The following is a 15,784-nucleotide window of genomic DNA, read 5'->3' on the forward strand; positions in this document are numbered from 1 at the left end:
GCCCCTCCCGCCGCCGCCAAGCCCGAAGCGCATCAGCCCCCCTGCGGACAGACCGCATCGCGGTGCCCCCGCAACACCCGCTGCCCCCACTGGCGGACCAGCAGCGGCCGCACCACCGTCAGCGCCACCGTCAGCCCGATCCCCAGCCCCAGACCATACAACACCAGATAATCGTGATAGCGCAGCAGCGGGGCCACAATCCGCGCCGTACCGATGGCCGCCGAGGCCACCCACGACACCGAGCTGACCGCCCCCAGCACCACGCACAGTGTGATCCCGGCCCGCGACAGCGGCACCATCCCCGCCATGCGCGGAAAGGCAAACACATGCAGCAGCAGGCCATTCAGGGTCAGCACCGTCACCACGGTCAGCTTGGCCGCCACTTTGGGGTTTCCGGCCAGGGCCTGCATCCCGAATCCGGACCCCAGCCCGACCAGCACCAGCCCGCTGCCCCACAGCGCCAGCAACAGCCATGCCGTCATCCGGGCATCGCGGTGCAGATCCCGCTGCCCGGCGGAATAGCCACCCCGGATCATCGCCAGATCGGCCTGTATGACCAGCACAAAGGCAAAGGCGAACACAATCAGGTGCACAAACAACATTCCCTGCCGTACCAGCGGCACCGCAAGGGCCAACAGATCGGTCTCAGTCATATAAGGATACTCCCGGCTGAAACCCCCATTCCCTGCCGCTGACGCTACTGATGCAGACACCCAAATAAAATTTCATTGTTTTCAACAGCACGTTCGAAATATTTTATCATCATGTCCGGAATCACCTTCGACCAGTTCCGCGCCTTCGTCGCCATCGTTGAAACCGGCAGCTTTGCGGCGGCGGCCCGGCAGCTGAACCGCACCCAGTCCGCCGTCACCTACACCATTCAGAAGCTGGAAGAGCAGACCGGTGTGGTCCTGTTTGACCGCAGCACCTACCGCCCGGCCCTGACCACCGGCGGGCAGTCGCTGCTGCCGCAGGCCCGGCAGATCCTTCAGAACGTCGCGGAGTATCAGCGCCATGCCGCCGGAATGGCGCGGGGGGTGGAACCGGCGATACGGCTGGCGGTCAGCCAGTTCGCCCCGCTGGCCCCGTTACTGGCGGTACTGCACACGTTTCAGGAGCACTTCCCCACCGTGCGGGTCGGCGTCACCACTCTGACGATGCAAAGCACCGAATGGCTGGATGCGGACCTTGCCGATCTGGCCGTGGTCCCGGAATTCATCCCGCTGGGCGAGGACTACAGCCGCCGCGCCTGTGGCAGCGTACAGATGGTGGCGGTGGCCACCCCGGATCACCCGCTGGGCCATCACCCCGGCCCGCTGACCGCGGATCTGCTGCGCCGCTACCCCCAGATTGTCACCGCCGCCCGGGCGCGGCCGCTGCCCCGCAACTATGCGGTACAGGCCCTGAATTTCTGGCAGGCGGATGACCTGCCCGCCAAACGGGAGATGATTCTGGCCGGTCTGGGCTGGGGCGGCATGCCCGATCATCTGGTGGAGGCCGATCTGACACAGGGCCGTCTGATCGCCCTGACTCCGACGGAATGGGACGGACTGGACCATCTGCCGGTGATCCCGATCGTCATCGGCCATCGCCGCGACCGCCCGCCCGGTCCGGCTGGCCAGTGGCTTATGGATGCCCTGCCCACCCGAATGCGGACCGACGACGGATCCGCCCCGCTCTCCCCGTCATGACAGCGGCGGCGGCCCACCCCACGCCCAATCCAGAAGCTGGGCGGTATGCACCACCGGCACCGGGGCCACGGCCCCGATATGGGTCAGGCAGCCGATATTGCCGCCGGTGATCACCTGCGGCGTCAACGCCTCCAGCGTTGCCACTTTCCGCTCCTGAAGCTGCTGCGACAGATCCGGCTGCAACAGGCTGTAGGTTCCCGCCGACCCGCAGCACAGGTGCGGATCCCGTGGCTCCAGCGGCGTGATCCCGGCCAGTGCCAGCACCGCCTTCGGCTGATCCCGCAGCTTTTGCCCGTGTTGCAGCGAACAGGCGGCGTGATAGGCCACCCGCAGCCCGGACAGGTCCGTCACCGGTGGCGGCAGCGGCATCAGCGCATGCAGCCGGGCCACCAGCTCCGTCACGTCACAGGCCAGCGCGGCGACACCGGCCGCCGACGCGGCCAGCTGCGGATCGTCTTTCAGCAGGTGCCCATAGTCCTTGACCATGCTGCCACAGCCCGAGGCCGAGACCACGATGGCCTCCAGCCCCCGCGCCTGCCGCTCCGCCTCCCACGCCGCCACATTGGCCCGGGCGGCGGACAGGCCGCCGCCGCTGTCGCCGGTGTGCTGCGCCACCGCCCCGCAGCAGCCGACTCCGGCGGTCACCACCACCTCGCAGCCCAGCCGGGTCAGCAGGCGGATGATGGCGTCGTTGATCTGCGGGGCCAGCACCGGCTGCACACAGCCGACATGCAGCCCGACCCGCAGGCGCGGGCGGTCGCCTGCGCCGGGGTCTGCCGGGAACACCCCGGGGCGGTTGCCGGAGGTTACCGGCGGCAGGACCGGCGGCACCGCCCGCAGCGCTGCCTCAGCTCGGCGGCGGACGGCCAGCGGCAGCAGGCGGCTGACCGCCAGCCCCAGCGGACGCACCGCCCCGGCCAGCCGCATCACCGCCCGGAACCGTCCGCCATGCGGCAGCAGCCACACCAGCGCCCGGCGCATCCAGCGGTCCGGCAGCGGGCGGCGGTAGGTCCGTTCCACATGCTCCCGCCCGATCTCCACCAGATGGCCATAATCGACCCCGGACGGACAGGTGGTCATACACGACAGGCAGGTCAGGCAGCGGTCAAGATGGGTGACCTCGGTTTCCGTCGCCGGGGCATCGCGTTCCAGCATCGACTTGATCAGGTAGATGCGGCCGCGCGGGCTGTCCAGCTCATCCCCCCGCAGCACGAAGGTCGGGCAGGTGGCGGTACAGAACCCGCAGTGGACGCATTTGCGCAGGATCGCATCGGCGTCCCGCAGGGTGGCGCTGACGGCCAGACGGTCGGCGGTGAAATGGGTCTGCATCGGGCGTCCCTCCGCTCACTCAGGCCATCCGGCCGGGGTTGAAGATCCCCGCCGGATCGAAGCTGTCCTTCAGGCGGCGGGACAGGGCCGCCACCGCCGGGGCTTCCGGCGCGAACACCCCGCCCGCCGCCCGCACCGCCAGCGGGGCCCGGATCAGGGTGGCGTGGCCACCCCCCGGCGGCACCGCCTGCCGGATCCGCGCCGCCTCCACCGTCGGCGACAGCGCCACCCACAGCAGGCCGCCACCCCAGTCATACACCGCCCGCAGGGACGGATCGGCCTGCCGCAGCAGCCCGGCCACCGCCACCGCCTGCGTCGGCACCAGCGACAGCTTCCACACAGGAAAATCCGGCCCTGCCGCCAGTGGCTCCAGCCGCTGCCAGCGCTGCCACCAGTCCCGGCTGGCGGCGTCGTCCAGCAGCCGCACCGGCAGACCCAGCAGATCCCGCAGGCCCTGCCCGCGCCAGCGCACCGACTCCGGCGGCCCCTCCAGCCGCAGGGCGGTTTCCCCACCGCTGACATGCGCCGCCCCGGAGACATCCGCCGGGCTGCGCAGCGCCTGCCCCAGCAGGCTGAGGGCGCGGGTGTCGTCCAGCCCGTCGAGCAGCAGGGTTGCCTGTGTTTCCGGGGCGGGCAGCACTTTCAGGCTGATCTCGGTCAGCACCGCCAGCGTGCCCCACGCCCCGCACAGCAGCTTCGACAGGTCAAAGCCGGTGACATTCTTCACCACCTGCCCCCCGGCCCGGAACGGCTCCCCGCCGCCACCGATGCCGCGCACCCCCAGAACATGGTCGCGGCAGGCCCCGGCAAAGGGCCGCCGCGCCCCCGACAGCCCCGCCGAGACCAGCCCGCCCAGCGTCCCCTCCTCCGGCGTTCCCAGCAGAGCCGACAGGTCGGGCGGCTCAAACGGCAGGTGCTGCCCGGCGGCGCTGAGGGCGGCGCGGATCTCCGCCAGCGGCGTTCCGGCGGCGGCGGTCAGCACCAGTTCCGCCGGATCATAGGCGGTGATGCCGCTCAGGCCCGCCAGCGACAGCCCGAAAGCGGCCTGCACCGGGGAACCGATTGCGGCCTTGGTGCCATGGCCCCGGATCTCCAGCCCCTCCCGCCGGGCGGCAGCCCAGCGGACGACCTCGGCGGCGGCGGTTTCATCGGCAGGGGTCAGCCACTCCATGCGCGGTTTCCTCCGGTTTGGGGCTTCAGAAGCGCGGCAGGTCGGGGAACGGCAGATGGCCGCCCGAGACATGCAGCCTGCCCAGTTCGGCGCAGCGGTGCAGGGTCGGGTAGACCTTGCCGGGGTTGAGCAGATGATCGGGATCAAAGGCGCATTTGATCCGCTGCTGCTGGCGGATGTCCTCTTCGCCGAACATCACCGGCATCAGGTCGCGCTTTTCCAGCCCGACTCCGTGTTCACCGGTCAGCACGCCGCCGACCTCGACGCACAGGCGCAGGATATCGGCACCGAAAGCCTCGGCCCGTTCCAGTTCCCCCGGCCGGTTGGCGTCAAACAGGATCAGCGGATGCAGATTGCCGTCCCCGGCGTGAAAGACATTGGCCACCCGCAGCCCGTGCAGACGGCTAAGGTCCTGCATCCGCGCCAGAACCTCCGGCAGGCGGCGGCGGGGAATCGTGCCATCCATGCACAGGTAATCCGGGCTGATCCGCCCGGCGGCGGGGAAAGCCGCCTTGCGCCCGGCCCAGAACAGCAGGCGTTCCGCCTCAGTCGTGCTGGTGCGCAGGGTGGTGGCCCCGTTGGCACGGGCCAGCGACTCGACGCGGGCAATCAGGGCGTCCACCTCCACCGCCGGGCCGTCGAGTTCGCAGATCAGCAGGGCCCCGGCCTCAGTGGGGTATCCGGCGTGGACAAAGTCCTCCGCTGCCCGGATCGCCGGGCCGTCCATCATTTCCAGCCCGGCGGGAATGATCCCGGCGGCGATAATGGCGGCAACGCAGGCCGCCGCCTGTCCGGGATCCTCAAAGCCCATCAGCACGGCGCGGGCGGTTTCCGGGCGGCGCAGCAGGCGCACCGTCACCTCGGTGATCACCCCCAGCAGCCCTTCTGATCCGGTGACAACCCCCATCAGGTCATAGCCCGGCGCATCAAGATGGCGCCCGCCGAGGCGGATCACCTCGCCGGTCATCAGCACCATCTCCAGCCCCAGCAGGTTGTTGGCGGTCAGGCCGTATTTCAGGCAATGCACGCCCCCGGCGTTTTCGGCGACGTTGCCGCCGATGGAACAGGCGATCTGGCTGGACGGATCGGGGGCATAATAGAATCCGTCCGACTCCACCGCCCGGCTGATTGCCAGATTGGTCACCCCCGGCTGCACCACCGCACAGCGGTTGTCGAGGTCCACCTCCAGAATCCGGTTAAACCGCCCCATCGCCAGCGTCACCGCATCGCCCAGCGGAGTCGAGCCGCCGGACAGCGAGGTCCCCGCCCCGCGCGGGACAATCTTCACCCCGTCGCGGCGGCAATAGGAGAGAATCCGCGCCACCTGCTCCGTGGTGCGCGGCAGCACCACCACCAGCGGCATCTGGCGCAGGGCCGACAGGCCATCGGATTCATAGGCCCGCAGGGCGGTGTCTTCGGCAATCACCCCATCGGGGACGATCTCCCGCAGGGCCCCGACAATCGCGGCGCGGCGGGAAACAATGGCAGGATCGGCGGCAGGAAGCTGCATGGCACGGACTCCCGGACGGCAGGGCCCCGACAACGGGATCCCGGACACCGGCAGGGCGGGAGGAGCTGCCGCCGGACTCCCGGCAGCCGGCACCTGTTTCCTCCCCGGTGCGGCCTTGCCCGGACGGGCGGCCCTTTTGGCATCCGGCACCGGGCCGGTGCAGACCGGTGCCGGATCAGCGTATCGGAAGCGGGGACGATCGGAAAGCGTGCGATACAAACCAAAAAAGCCGCACTGATTTCTCAGCACGGCTTTTTTGGGTAACACGGAAGCATCCCGCAGGTGGTGTCAGGGATGCCGGAAACCAGTCAGAGACTGGCACCCGAGGATCCGCTGTCACGCCAAGGCTGAGTGATCAGCCCTGACGCACCTTCATGCGCGGGTTCTTCTTATTGATGATGTAGACACGGCCCTTGCGACGAACCACACGGCAGTTCTTGTCGCGGGTCTTGGCCGACTTCAGCGAATTGCGGACTCGCATGACGAAACCCTCGGTAAACCCTGGTACAGAAAGAGGGCGCAAAATACGGATCAGAGCCCCCGTTGTCAATGTAAAAGAGGCAGAAACCGCCCTGCTTCTACACGCTTTGCGCCCCCGGTTGGTTGGGGCGATGCTTATAGCCCTGAATCACCGCTGAAGCCAAGAGCGCAAACACGCCGAAACCGCCTGTGGCTGTTCCAGCGTCGGCAGGTGGCCGCTGCCCTCGATCACCACCAGCTCCCCGGCGGCCAGACGGTCCACCATTTCCTGATGCACCTTCGGCGGGGTGATGGCGTCATCCTGCCCGACCAGACACAGCGCCGGAACGGTGATCGCCCGCAGGTCTTCCCGCCCGTCGGGACGGCCCATGATGGCGGTCTGCTGGCGGATAAAGGCCTCCGCCCCGACCCGCAGCATCATCTCGCGGATCGGGGCGGTGAAGGCGGCATCGGCCAGCCGGGCCGGGTGGATCAGGAACGGCAGCAGCATCTCCGCCACCTCGGCCAGACGGCCCTGCGCCGCCAGCGCCATCTGCTCCCGCCGGGCGGTGATCTGTTCCTCGCGGTCAGCGCGGGCGTTGGTGTCAATCAGGGCAATCCGGCTGACCCGGTGCGGGGCGCGGCGCATCACTTCCTGCACCACATAGCCGCCCATGCTCAGGCCTGCCAGCGCAAAGGTCTCCGGGGCGGCAGCCAGCAGGCGGTCGGCCATGCCCGCCAGCGTGTCATCCTGCGCCACATCGGCAACGGTGATGTCGGCAACATCGGCAAGGGCGGCCACCTGCGGGGCAAACAGCGCCCCGTCACACAGCAGGCCGGGAACGAGAACCAACGGAGTCCTGGCAGTCATCGCTGAACGTTTCCTTCTGATTTTGCTTATGGTTTTGTCGGGTGACGCCGAAAACTAAAGCTCACTTTATCAGGCGCTGCAAGATATCGCGGAAGCGCGGATGATCGGCCCGGGCCATCCATTCAAACAGCACCATTTCCGTGGTCACCGCCTGACAGCCCTGCGACACCATGCGGGCGACTCCGGCCTCGCGGTCCGCTGCCCGGCGGGATCCGCTGGCATCGGTGACGATGAACACCTCATACCCCAGTGCCCGGAAGCCCAGCGCCGTCTGAAGGACGCAGACATGGGCCTCGGTGCCGCAGATCACCAGCTGCTTCCGCCCCAGCGCGGCGACCCGGTCGCGGACCGCGTCTTCCGCCGCCGCGGAAAAGGCGGTTTTCGACACCAGACTGCCGGGGGAAAATTCCTCCCGCAGGTCCACCATGGTCGGGCCGATCGACTGCGGGCAATGCTCGGTGACCAGCACCGGCACCTCCAGCAGCGCCGCCCCGCGCAGCAGGCGGGTGGCATTATAGAGAATGGTGCGGGGATCCTCGATCACCGGACACAGGCGTTCCTGAATATCGACGACCATCAGACAGGCATCGGCGGCGGACATCAGCATGGTTTCCCCCTTGGTTCTTTCCGGTTGCGCAGACCGCAGCGTACCACCGACCCGCCGCCGGAGGGGTAAAAACCGGGGACCGCTCCCACACCGGGGGGCTGCCCTGCCCGCCGGAAGGACCGGAAAAACACCCCAAACAGGGTGCGGACCCCCGTTTTGTTGCCACCGACCCCCGTTTTGTTGACAGACCGCAGGATCAATCTATTATCACGGCCTATGATTTTGGCGGTTCCATGGCCTGACGGTCACCCGCCCTCCCCCAATGCAGGCAGCACCCCGATCTCCATGAGCTTTGCCGATCTCGGACTCAGTCCCGAAACCCTGAAGGCAGTCGCCGAAGTGGGTTACACGACCCCGACCCCGATTCAGGAACAGGCTATTCCCTGGGTCCTGATGGGCCGTGATGTCATGGGCATTGCCCAGACCGGCACCGGCAAGACCGCCAGCTTCACCCTGCCGATGATCGACATTCTCGCCAATGGCCGCGCCAAGGCCCGCATGCCGCGCTCGCTGATTATTGCGCCGACGCGGGAACTGGCCAATCAGGCCGCCGAGAACTTCACCCTGTACGGCAAGTACCACAAACTGTCGATGGCCCTGCTGATCGGCGGCGAAAGCTTCACCGAACAGGAAAAGGCGCTGGACCGTGGCGTCGATGTGCTGATCGCCACCCCCGGCCGCCTGCTGGACCTGTTTGACCGGGGCCGCATCCTGCTGCGCGACGTCAAGGTGCTGGTGATCGACGAAGCCGACCGCATGCTGGACATGGGGTTCATCCCCGACGTCGAGCGCATCGTGTCGCTGCTGCCGCCGCTGCGCCAGACCCTGTTCTTCTCCGCCACCATGGATGACCAGATCAGCCGTCTGGCCGATGCCTTCCTGACCAACCCGAAGGAAGTGCGCGTCGCCCGGCAGGCCACCACCGCCGAGACCGTGACCCAGCTGCTGGCGATCGTCGAGGACATGGACAAGCGCGAGACCCTGCGCCACATCCTGCGGATGGAAGACGTGCGCAACGCCTTCATCTTCTGCAACCGCAAGCGGGACGTGGATATCCTCTACCGGTCGCTGCGCAAGCATGGGTTTGACGTGGCCCAGCTGCATGGCGACATGCCGCAGTCGGAACGCACGGCGACACTGGCCAGTTTCAAGGCCGGTAACGTCAAGCTGCTGGTCTGCTCCGATGTGGCGGCCCGTGGCATTGATATCGCTGACGTGTCGCATGTGTTCAACTTCGACGTGCCGCACCACCCGGAAGACTATGTGCACCGCATTGGCCGTACTGGCCGCGCCGGGCGCGATGGCCGGGCCTATACCATTGCCTCCGCCGATGACGGCAAGGCCGTGGTCGCCATTGAAAAGCTGATCGGCAAGGAAATTCCGCGCCTGTCGCTGGAAGGGCTGCTACAGGTCGGCTTCGACGAGTCCGGGGAAGGCCGCCGCCGCCGTGGCAAGGACCGCCCGGACCGCAACCGCTCTGACCGGAGCCGTGGCGACAGGGTCCGGGAAGACCGGCCCAAGGACGAACGCCCGAAGGAAGACCGGGAGACCGGCCAGAAGGATTCTGCCCCCCGCGATGGTGGCAGGGACGGAACCCGGAATAACGCGAAGGACAGCACGGTGACACGCGACGGCAAGGATCGGGATCGGGGCGAGCGCAACGAACGCGGAGACCGTGGGGACCGGCCGGAGCGGAGTGACCGACCGGAACGGGGCGAACGCACCGAGCGTGGAGAACGCACCGACCGGGGCGACCGGCCGGAGCGGGGTGACCGCACCGAACAGCGTGGCGACCGGGCTGAACGCGGCGACCGCACCGAACGGAATGACCGCGACCGGGGTGGTGACCGTAACGAACGCGATCGGAACGAGCGTGACCGGGGAGATCGGGGCGACCGCCGCAACGACCGCCGCCGCCGTGACAGTCACCCGGCGCTGGATGTGCCGGAAATGACCTTTGGCGATGATGTTATGGCCTTTGGCGGGCAGACTCCGGCCTTCATGCTGGCCCCGCTGACCCTGACCGAAGAACTGGCCCTGCGCCCGCGCCCGCTGCCGAAACCGGTGGTGGACGTGGAAGATCCGGCGGCCGATGCCGACTCCGGGGAAGACACTCCGGCCCGGTCGAAGCGGAACCGCCGCCGTCGTGGCCGTGGTGGGGACGAGGCTGCTGCGGCACTGGCCGGACCGGCGGACACCGCAGAAGACATCGCCGCCGATGACGGCGAAGAGGCCCTTGAGGCTGATCACGCTGACGGCGAACATGCCGACGGGGATCACGCCCGCGACAACAGGCCGCGCCGTCCGGCCAAGACCTCAGCCCGGATCGCCAAGAAGCTGAGCAAAAAGCAGGTTTATCCGGCCCACGGCGACAGCGAATCTGCGGTTGAAGCTGCCGAACCGGCAGAAGAACCGGTCGCCGCTGCCGAAACCGTTGCGCCGGTGACGGACGTGGTGGCTCCGGACAGCAGTGTCGCCCCGGACGCAGAAGCCAAACCGGCCCGCAAGCGCCCGAGCCGCGCCAAGGCCAAGCCGGTGGCTGCCGAAGGCGACGTGGTTTCTGCCGAGGCTGATGCTGACGCGAAACCGGCGAAGAAGCCGGCCAAGCCGCGCGCCAGCCGGGCCAAGACCGCCAAGGCGGACACCCCGGCAGAGGCCGCAACCGCCGACTCGGCGGAAGCGCCGAAGAAACCGGCCCGGAAGCGGCCGAGCCGCGCCAAGGCTGCCACCACAGAGGCCCCGGAAACCCCGGCCAGCTCTGAGGGATCCTCTGAAGGCTGATCAACAGCCTGTCAGACACAGAAAAACGGGCCGCGTCACCACCGCGGCCCGTTCTTTTTGGGGCCCTTTCCAACCGGGGAAGGCTCAGACCAGCGCCAGCCGCAGGCCAAGCCCGATCAGACACAGGCCCACCCCCTGCTCCACCCGGTGGCGGATGCGCTGGATCCGCCGGGTCAGGGCCGGATGGGTCAATCCCACCGCCACCACCGCAAACCACAGCAGATGCGCCAGAGCGATAAACACCCCAAAGCCGACCTGTACCGACAGCGGCGTTGACGGATCAATCCCCTGACTGAACAGGGCGATAAAGAACAGGGCGGTCTTGGGGTTCAGCGCATTGCACAGCGCCCCCGAGCGCCACGCCACCCAGCCGGACAGAACCGCCTGCTCCCCGGCCTCCTCGGGGGCCTGCGGACGCGACCGCAGCCCCTGCACCCCGATCCACATCAACCACGCCGCCCCGGCATAGCGCAGAATGTCCAGACTCTGCGGCAGGGCGTGCACCACCCAGCCAAACCCCAACACCGTATAGGTGACATGGACGGAGACCCCGCAGGCAATCCCCAGTGCCGCCAGCAGACCGGCCCGGCGTCCCCCGGCCAGACTGACCCGGGTCACCATCGCAAAATCCGGGCCGGGGCTGATCACCGCCAGCAGGGTCACCACCGCCACCGGCAGCATCTGCGCCAGCGCCGCCTGCATCACATCCGTTTCCATTCAGCCTCTCCTTTGCTGTTCCTGTTGCTGACAATGGCGCTGGAAAGGATCATAAAAAATCGAAACATTTTCACCGGATCGGTGAGGAAAACGCACAGTAGGAGGATGCATGGCCCGGGATCTCCCACCCCTCGCCCCGCTGGTGGCGGTTGAGGCCGCTGCCCGCCACGGCAGCTTCACCAAAGCCGCCGACAGCCTGAACCTGACCCATGGGGCCGTCAGCCGCGCCGTGCAGCAGGCGGAACAGGCTCTGGGAGTCGCCCTGTTCCGCCGCCATAACCGCCGGGTCAGCCTGACGCCGGAAGGGCGGATTCTTGCCGGATGTCTGGACCGGATCTTCACCGATCTGCGCCAGACCTGTGCCCGCCTGCGGCACCCGTCCACGCTGGCGGTCAGCTGCGAACCGACCCTGACCATGCGCTGGCTGATGCCCCATCTGCCGGACTTCTCGGCCCTGCATCCGGGGATCACCGTTCATCTGGCCACCGGGGGTGGACCGATTGATCTGTCCCTTACCGGAGTCGATGTTGCCATCCGGCGGGCCGATTTCGGCCTGCCCGGATCGGCGGTGATCCGGCCTCTGGGGGCGGAACAGGTCGGTGTGGTCTGTAATCCGGCGGCGTGGGAGCGGTGGGGCGGAGACCTGCGCACCGCGCCGCGCCTGCACACCCGCACCCGTCCGCAGGGCTGGGCCGACTGGTCCCGGCACAGCGGCACCCCCCTGCCCCCGGCGGAGGCCGAACAGGTGTTCGACCACTTTTCCTTTTCGCTCCAGGCCGCCGTCGCCGGGCTGGGTGTCGCCATCGGCCCGCTGCCGCTGGTGGTGGATGATCTGGCCGCCGGAGTGCTGATTGCCCCGTTCGGGTTTTGCCCTGGGGGTGCCGACTATGTGGCCCTGCTGGCCGACGATCCGCCCCCCGGCAGCCCGGTGGAACGGTTTCTCGGCTGGCTGGAACAGACCCTGCCGACCGCATAAAGAAAACGGGCGCGGAGGATTTCCCCCGCGCCCGATACCATGACCTGATACACCCGGCAGACGGCGGAGATCAGGTGGAGACTTTGACCTGATCCCGGGTCTTCCACAGCGACAGGGCAATGGAGCCACCGAGAATACCCGCCGTCAGCCCCAGCGCCGCCCAGGTCGGCAGCTTGTAGATATCGACCAGCACCATCTTGGTGCCGATCACCACCAGCAGCAGGGCCAGACCGTACTTGAGGTAGGCAAAGCGCGGCAGCAGACCGGCCAGCGCAAAGTACAGCGACCGCAGACCAAGGATCGCAAACACGTTGGAGGTGAAGACGATGAACGGGTCGGTGGTGACGGCGAAAATCGCCGGGATGCTGTCCACCGCGAAGATCACGTCAATCGCTTCCACCGCCATCAGCGACAGAAACAGCGGGGTGATGTGACGCACGCCGTTGATCCGCACGAAGAAGCTGTGGCCGTGGAACTCCTTGGTCACCGGGAAGAAACGGCGGGCCAGACGGACCAGCCAGATCTTTTCCGGATCCGGATTCTCATCATCCGGCTTCAGCATTTTCAGGCCGGTGAAGATCAGGAAGCCACCGAAGATGTAGATAACCCAGTGGAACTGCTGGACCAGAGAAATCCCGGCCAGAATCATCCCGGCGCGCATCACCAGCGCCCCGATAATCCCCCAGAACAGCACCCGGTGCTGATATTTGGGCGGAATGGCGAAGGCGGTGAACACCAGCGCGATGACGAAAACGTTATCAAGGCTCAGACTCAGCTCGATCACGTAGCCGGTCATGAACTCCAGCCCCTTCGGCACGCCCTGAACATAGGCGACGCCACCGGCGAAAATCACCGCGAGAGAGGCATAAAAACCGCACATGATCAGGGACTTGCGGATCGACACTTCTTCGTCGTTCCGGTTCAGCAGACCAAGATCAAGGGCAAGAAGAATAAGCACGAAGGCGCCGAAGCCGCCCCATGCCAGCAGGGTGAAGTCCATTGTAGACCCTCAGAACCCAATGCGCCGCGTCAGCGCCGTTCTTATACGAGGGGATCCGACATCACGGTGACGCCTCACCGCCAGAGGGGCCCGGACCCAGGCTCTGGCGCAACATTCGCGAAACTGAGGCAAACTGTCAAGGGGAGACATTCAGGACCCGGGAGATGGACGCGTACACCCAAAAATAAGAGGGGAAAATAATCCGCTACCGAGGCAGGGTTTAATTTAGCCACTGCCGGACCGGTGTTCCCAGCTCCAGATCCGGCAACAGGGCCGCCGCCTGACGGTTCAGGGCAATCAGGCTGGACACCGCTTCTGCTGACAGATCATCCGCCGCCACCCCGCTCCCACGGCGTGGCGTGACCAGCCGGGTCAGGGGCGACATCTGCCGCCGCAGACCACGCACACCATCACCCTCAGCCTCGGAAATCAGGCCGCTGATACGCTCCCACAAGGCGGAATGCTCCTGCAGGCAGCGGGCAACATCGGTATCATCCCGCGCCTCGGCCATTCTCTGGGCCACCCGTTGCAGACGCATCGCATACAGGGTCCAAGGAATGTGAGCCATCTCCCCCTCCCACCGGTTGCGGCATGGCAAACGGAATCCCCCCCGTCCATGCAGCCTTTCCCCCCGGGGCGGTTTACCACAGGGTTTTTATATACCCGTTATGGAAACCAATTCCCCCCGAATAACAACCTGAAGTCTGACCCACACATCTCTCAGCGTCAAGGTCAGGATGATGAGGATTCCCCCGACTTTCGGCCTAATCGACGCGGCGCATCACCGCACCCCTGCCAATGGTCATAGTCCGGTGGGGTGGGTCTCCGCCGCCAGAGCCAGCGCGGTCTGGCGGTTGAGCAGGATCAGGGCGTCCCGTCCGGGCGCAGGGCTGCGGGTCTGCTCCGCCACGGTGCGGGCGCGGGTCAGAAGAAGTCCGCTGAGAGAGGGAGTGACGTGGTCTTCAACCAGCCCGGAGCGGACATCCGCCTCCAGCGCCGCCCACAGATCACTGTTGGCCTGAAGCGCAGAACGCAGGTCTTCCGGGGTCCGGGCGGCCTCTATCCGGTCAGCAAGGCGGTGCAGACGGCTGGCGTAAGCGGCCCAGAATGTCGCCTTCATCGTTCTGTCCCTGCGGAGTCCCGGCGGTCATCGTCACAGACTTAAGAATTAATCCTAAAATCCGGAACGACCTATACCCTTAGGGGAGAGACAGCGTCAAGCGCTTCCTCCGATGAAACCTCCGGGAAACCCCGGCCGCCTTAATTGCTTTCCAGCGTACTGCGGGCCTCCTCAACGTAGGGGACCGCCGCCACATCCACCATAACGCGGCCATACAGGGTCTCGATCCGATAGGCCCCGACAAGGGCGGAGATGGAGTTGCAGTCCAGACGCTGCCCGTTTCTGGCGTACAGACAAACCTTCACCCGCACCTCTTTTTCCTGATTGCAGGTGTTGTCCACCATCGCCTTGAAACTGTATTCGGCATAAACGGTGTTCCTGTCCTTGAACGCCGTATCGACACGCCCGAGGCGCACGCACGGGTCCTGCGCCATCGCCTGCGGCACAGACAGAAAAAGCGCCACAGCGGCGCCACACCACCAAAACCGGACCATAGATCCTCCCGGGGTCACAGCGGAGTCGGGCCGCAAAGATCCGGGCCGCTACTGCAGCCGGACCGTCACGGTTTTCACCGCATTAAATTCACTCTGGGTCATGTATTTGAAAAAAGTAAGGCGGCCCTTGTCTTCCTGAAACGGCCCAAGGGTCAGGGTAAAATCATGGCGGATCACGGACTCTTCATTCCAGTTACGCCCGTCGGCCCGCAGGCCGACGGATCTGAACGTTTTCCGGCAGCCATTGCGGATGACGTAAGAAAAACCGACTTCGTATTCGACCCGTTCCTCGGATTTACTGCGCTCCAGCAGGACCTTCTCCGCCTCCATGAACAGGCAATAGGTCTCATCATGGCGGGGATCCGACTCTTCTCCGGCCGGGGGCTGGCTGTTTTTCGCGCCCTGCAGGGCCACCGTCTCCGGCGTCGCCCCCCTGTAGCTGGTCACCGGCCCTTCGACACTGCCGACAAAGGTGCGGGCGCTTTGCCCCTCAAGCTGCCGGAGCTCCTCCGCCCGCCGGCGGTTCCGTTCCTCGAAGTCTTTCCGGGCCTGCTCGCTCTCCCGCTCCAGCGCCTGCCGCCGGGCCTGCTCCCGCGCTGCCTGCTCCTTCACCTGTTCGGGGGAGGCAAAGGCATAGCCAAACTGGTCGAGGGTATCCAGATAGCACTGTTCCCGCTCTCCGGCGGGCCGGGTCCGGCACTTGGTCAGCCATGCCGCCTGCTCCGGCTCCTTGCTGAAATCGGTCCGGTCAATGCAGGGGACAAACCCGGCCCCGAGAAGGCAGGACTGGGCCGCAGTGATCTGCCCGGCCTCGGCCACAGCCGGAAACAGCAGCAACACCCCGACATTGATAAGCCAACGCCGCATGTCCGTCTCTCTTTTCCCCAAACCCGGCCTTCCGGCCCCGATCCGCAACCCTAGAGTATCCGTGTTGATCAAGCGTTTTTTGGGATCCATGGACGCCCTGCCTTGAGCAGGGCGTTTGCCATGACGATGAGCTTTCGCATGATGGCGGTGATGGCGACTTTTGCTGGTTTTCCAGCGCCGACGAGTTGGTC

Annotated in this window: 16 protein-coding genes; 3 read left to right on the forward strand and 13 right to left on the reverse strand. The window is 66.5% G+C overall.

Annotated elements, in window-relative coordinates; translation table 11 throughout:
• Nucleotides 1–32 precede the first annotated feature (32 nt).
• Nucleotides 33–653 carry a hypothetical protein gene (locus FHS48_RS15380; RefSeq protein ID WP_184264621.1) on the reverse strand — a complete coding sequence of 207 codons (621 nt, stop codon included), beginning with the start codon at nt 651–653 and terminating at the stop codon, nt 33–35.
• Nucleotides 654–764: 111 nt separating this feature from the next.
• Here FHS48_RS15380 and FHS48_RS15385 point away from each other — a divergent pair, with 111 nt between their 5' ends.
• Entirely contained in the window at nt 765–1,691 is a 927-nt protein-coding gene (locus tag FHS48_RS15385; protein ID WP_184264623.1) for a LysR family transcriptional regulator, read from the forward strand.
• Here FHS48_RS15385 and glcF read toward each other — a convergent pair.
• The 6 genes from glcF to FHS48_RS15415 form a co-directional block, all read right to left on the reverse strand.
• Nucleotides 1,686–3,020 (reverse strand): glycolate oxidase subunit GlcF, encoded by a 1,335-nt coding sequence (glcF, locus tag FHS48_RS15390; RefSeq protein ID WP_184264625.1) that lies wholly within the window; start codon nt 3,018–3,020, stop codon nt 1,686–1,688. The genes FHS48_RS15385 and glcF overlap by 6 nt on opposite strands.
• Nucleotides 3,021–3,039: 19 nt before the next feature.
• Nucleotides 3,040–4,191, reverse strand: a complete 1,152-nt coding sequence (gene glcE, locus FHS48_RS15395; RefSeq protein ID WP_184264628.1) for a glycolate oxidase subunit GlcE — start codon at nt 4,189–4,191, stop codon at nt 3,040–3,042.
• Nucleotides 4,192–4,216: 25 nt separating this feature from the next.
• On the reverse strand, nt 4,217–5,701 hold the full coding sequence (locus FHS48_RS15400; RefSeq protein WP_184264630.1) for an FAD-linked oxidase C-terminal domain-containing protein: 1,485 nt from the start codon (nt 5,699–5,701) through the stop codon (nt 4,217–4,219).
• A gap of 355 nt (nt 5,702–6,056) precedes the next feature.
• On the reverse strand, nt 6,057–6,182 hold the full coding sequence (gene ykgO / locus FHS48_RS15405; RefSeq protein ID WP_081628433.1) for a type B 50S ribosomal protein L36: 126 nt from the start codon (nt 6,180–6,182) through the stop codon (nt 6,057–6,059).
• Between the two features lie 147 nt (nt 6,183–6,329).
• Nucleotides 6,330–7,031 (reverse strand): alpha/beta fold hydrolase, encoded by a 702-nt coding sequence (locus FHS48_RS15410; RefSeq protein ID WP_184264632.1) that lies wholly within the window; start codon nt 7,029–7,031, stop codon nt 6,330–6,332.
• A 61-nt stretch (nt 7,032–7,092) separates the two neighbouring features.
• On the reverse strand, nt 7,093–7,638 hold the full coding sequence (locus FHS48_RS15415; protein ID WP_184264634.1) for a hydrolase: 546 nt from the start codon (nt 7,636–7,638) through the stop codon (nt 7,093–7,095).
• 285 nt (nt 7,639–7,923) lie between these two features.
• On the opposite strand from FHS48_RS15415, the gene FHS48_RS20620 reads away from it, so the two are divergent.
• On the forward strand, nt 7,924–10,419 hold the full coding sequence (locus FHS48_RS20620) for a DEAD/DEAH box helicase (RefSeq protein ID WP_184264636.1): 2,496 nt from the start codon (nt 7,924–7,926) through the stop codon (nt 10,417–10,419).
• Nucleotides 10,420–10,503: 84 nt separating this feature from the next.
• On the opposite strand, the gene FHS48_RS15425 is transcribed toward FHS48_RS20620, so the two are convergent.
• Complete coding sequence (locus FHS48_RS15425) at nt 10,504–11,136, reverse strand: LysE family translocator (protein WP_260402513.1); 633 nt, start codon at nt 11,134–11,136, stop codon at nt 10,504–10,506.
• Between the two features lie 109 nt (nt 11,137–11,245).
• Here FHS48_RS15425 and FHS48_RS15430 point away from each other — a divergent pair, with 109 nt between their 5' ends.
• On the forward strand, nt 11,246–12,112 hold the full coding sequence (locus FHS48_RS15430; protein ID WP_184264638.1) for a LysR substrate-binding domain-containing protein: 867 nt from the start codon (nt 11,246–11,248) through the stop codon (nt 12,110–12,112).
• Between the two features lie 70 nt (nt 12,113–12,182).
• On the opposite strand, the gene FHS48_RS15435 is transcribed toward FHS48_RS15430, so the two are convergent.
• From FHS48_RS15435 to FHS48_RS15455, 5 genes are all read right to left on the reverse strand, one after another.
• Complete coding sequence (locus tag FHS48_RS15435) at nt 12,183–13,112, reverse strand: TerC family protein (protein ID WP_184264641.1); 930 nt, start codon at nt 13,110–13,112, stop codon at nt 12,183–12,185.
• 220 nt (nt 13,113–13,332) lie between these two features.
• On the reverse strand, nt 13,333–13,680 hold the full coding sequence (locus tag FHS48_RS15440; RefSeq protein WP_184264643.1) for a hypothetical protein: 348 nt from the start codon (nt 13,678–13,680) through the stop codon (nt 13,333–13,335).
• A 234-nt stretch (nt 13,681–13,914) separates the two neighbouring features.
• On the reverse strand, nt 13,915–14,232 hold the full coding sequence (locus tag FHS48_RS15445) for a hypothetical protein (protein ID WP_184264645.1): 318 nt from the start codon (nt 14,230–14,232) through the stop codon (nt 13,915–13,917).
• A 140-nt stretch (nt 14,233–14,372) separates the two neighbouring features.
• Nucleotides 14,373–14,648 (reverse strand): hypothetical protein, encoded by a 276-nt coding sequence (locus FHS48_RS15450; RefSeq protein WP_184264646.1) that lies wholly within the window; start codon nt 14,646–14,648, stop codon nt 14,373–14,375.
• Nucleotides 14,649–14,774: 126 nt separating this feature from the next.
• The gene (locus tag FHS48_RS15455; protein ID WP_184264648.1) at nt 14,775–15,593 is read right to left on the reverse strand and encodes a hypothetical protein; all 819 of its coding nucleotides are present in this window, start codon (nt 15,591–15,593) and stop codon (nt 14,775–14,777) included.
• Nucleotides 15,594–15,784: the final 191 nt, after the last annotated feature.

This window comes from Novispirillum itersonii, from assembly GCF_014205675.1.
Classification (GTDB): Bacteria; Pseudomonadota; Alphaproteobacteria; order Rhodospirillales; family Rhodospirillaceae; genus Novispirillum; species Novispirillum itersonii_A.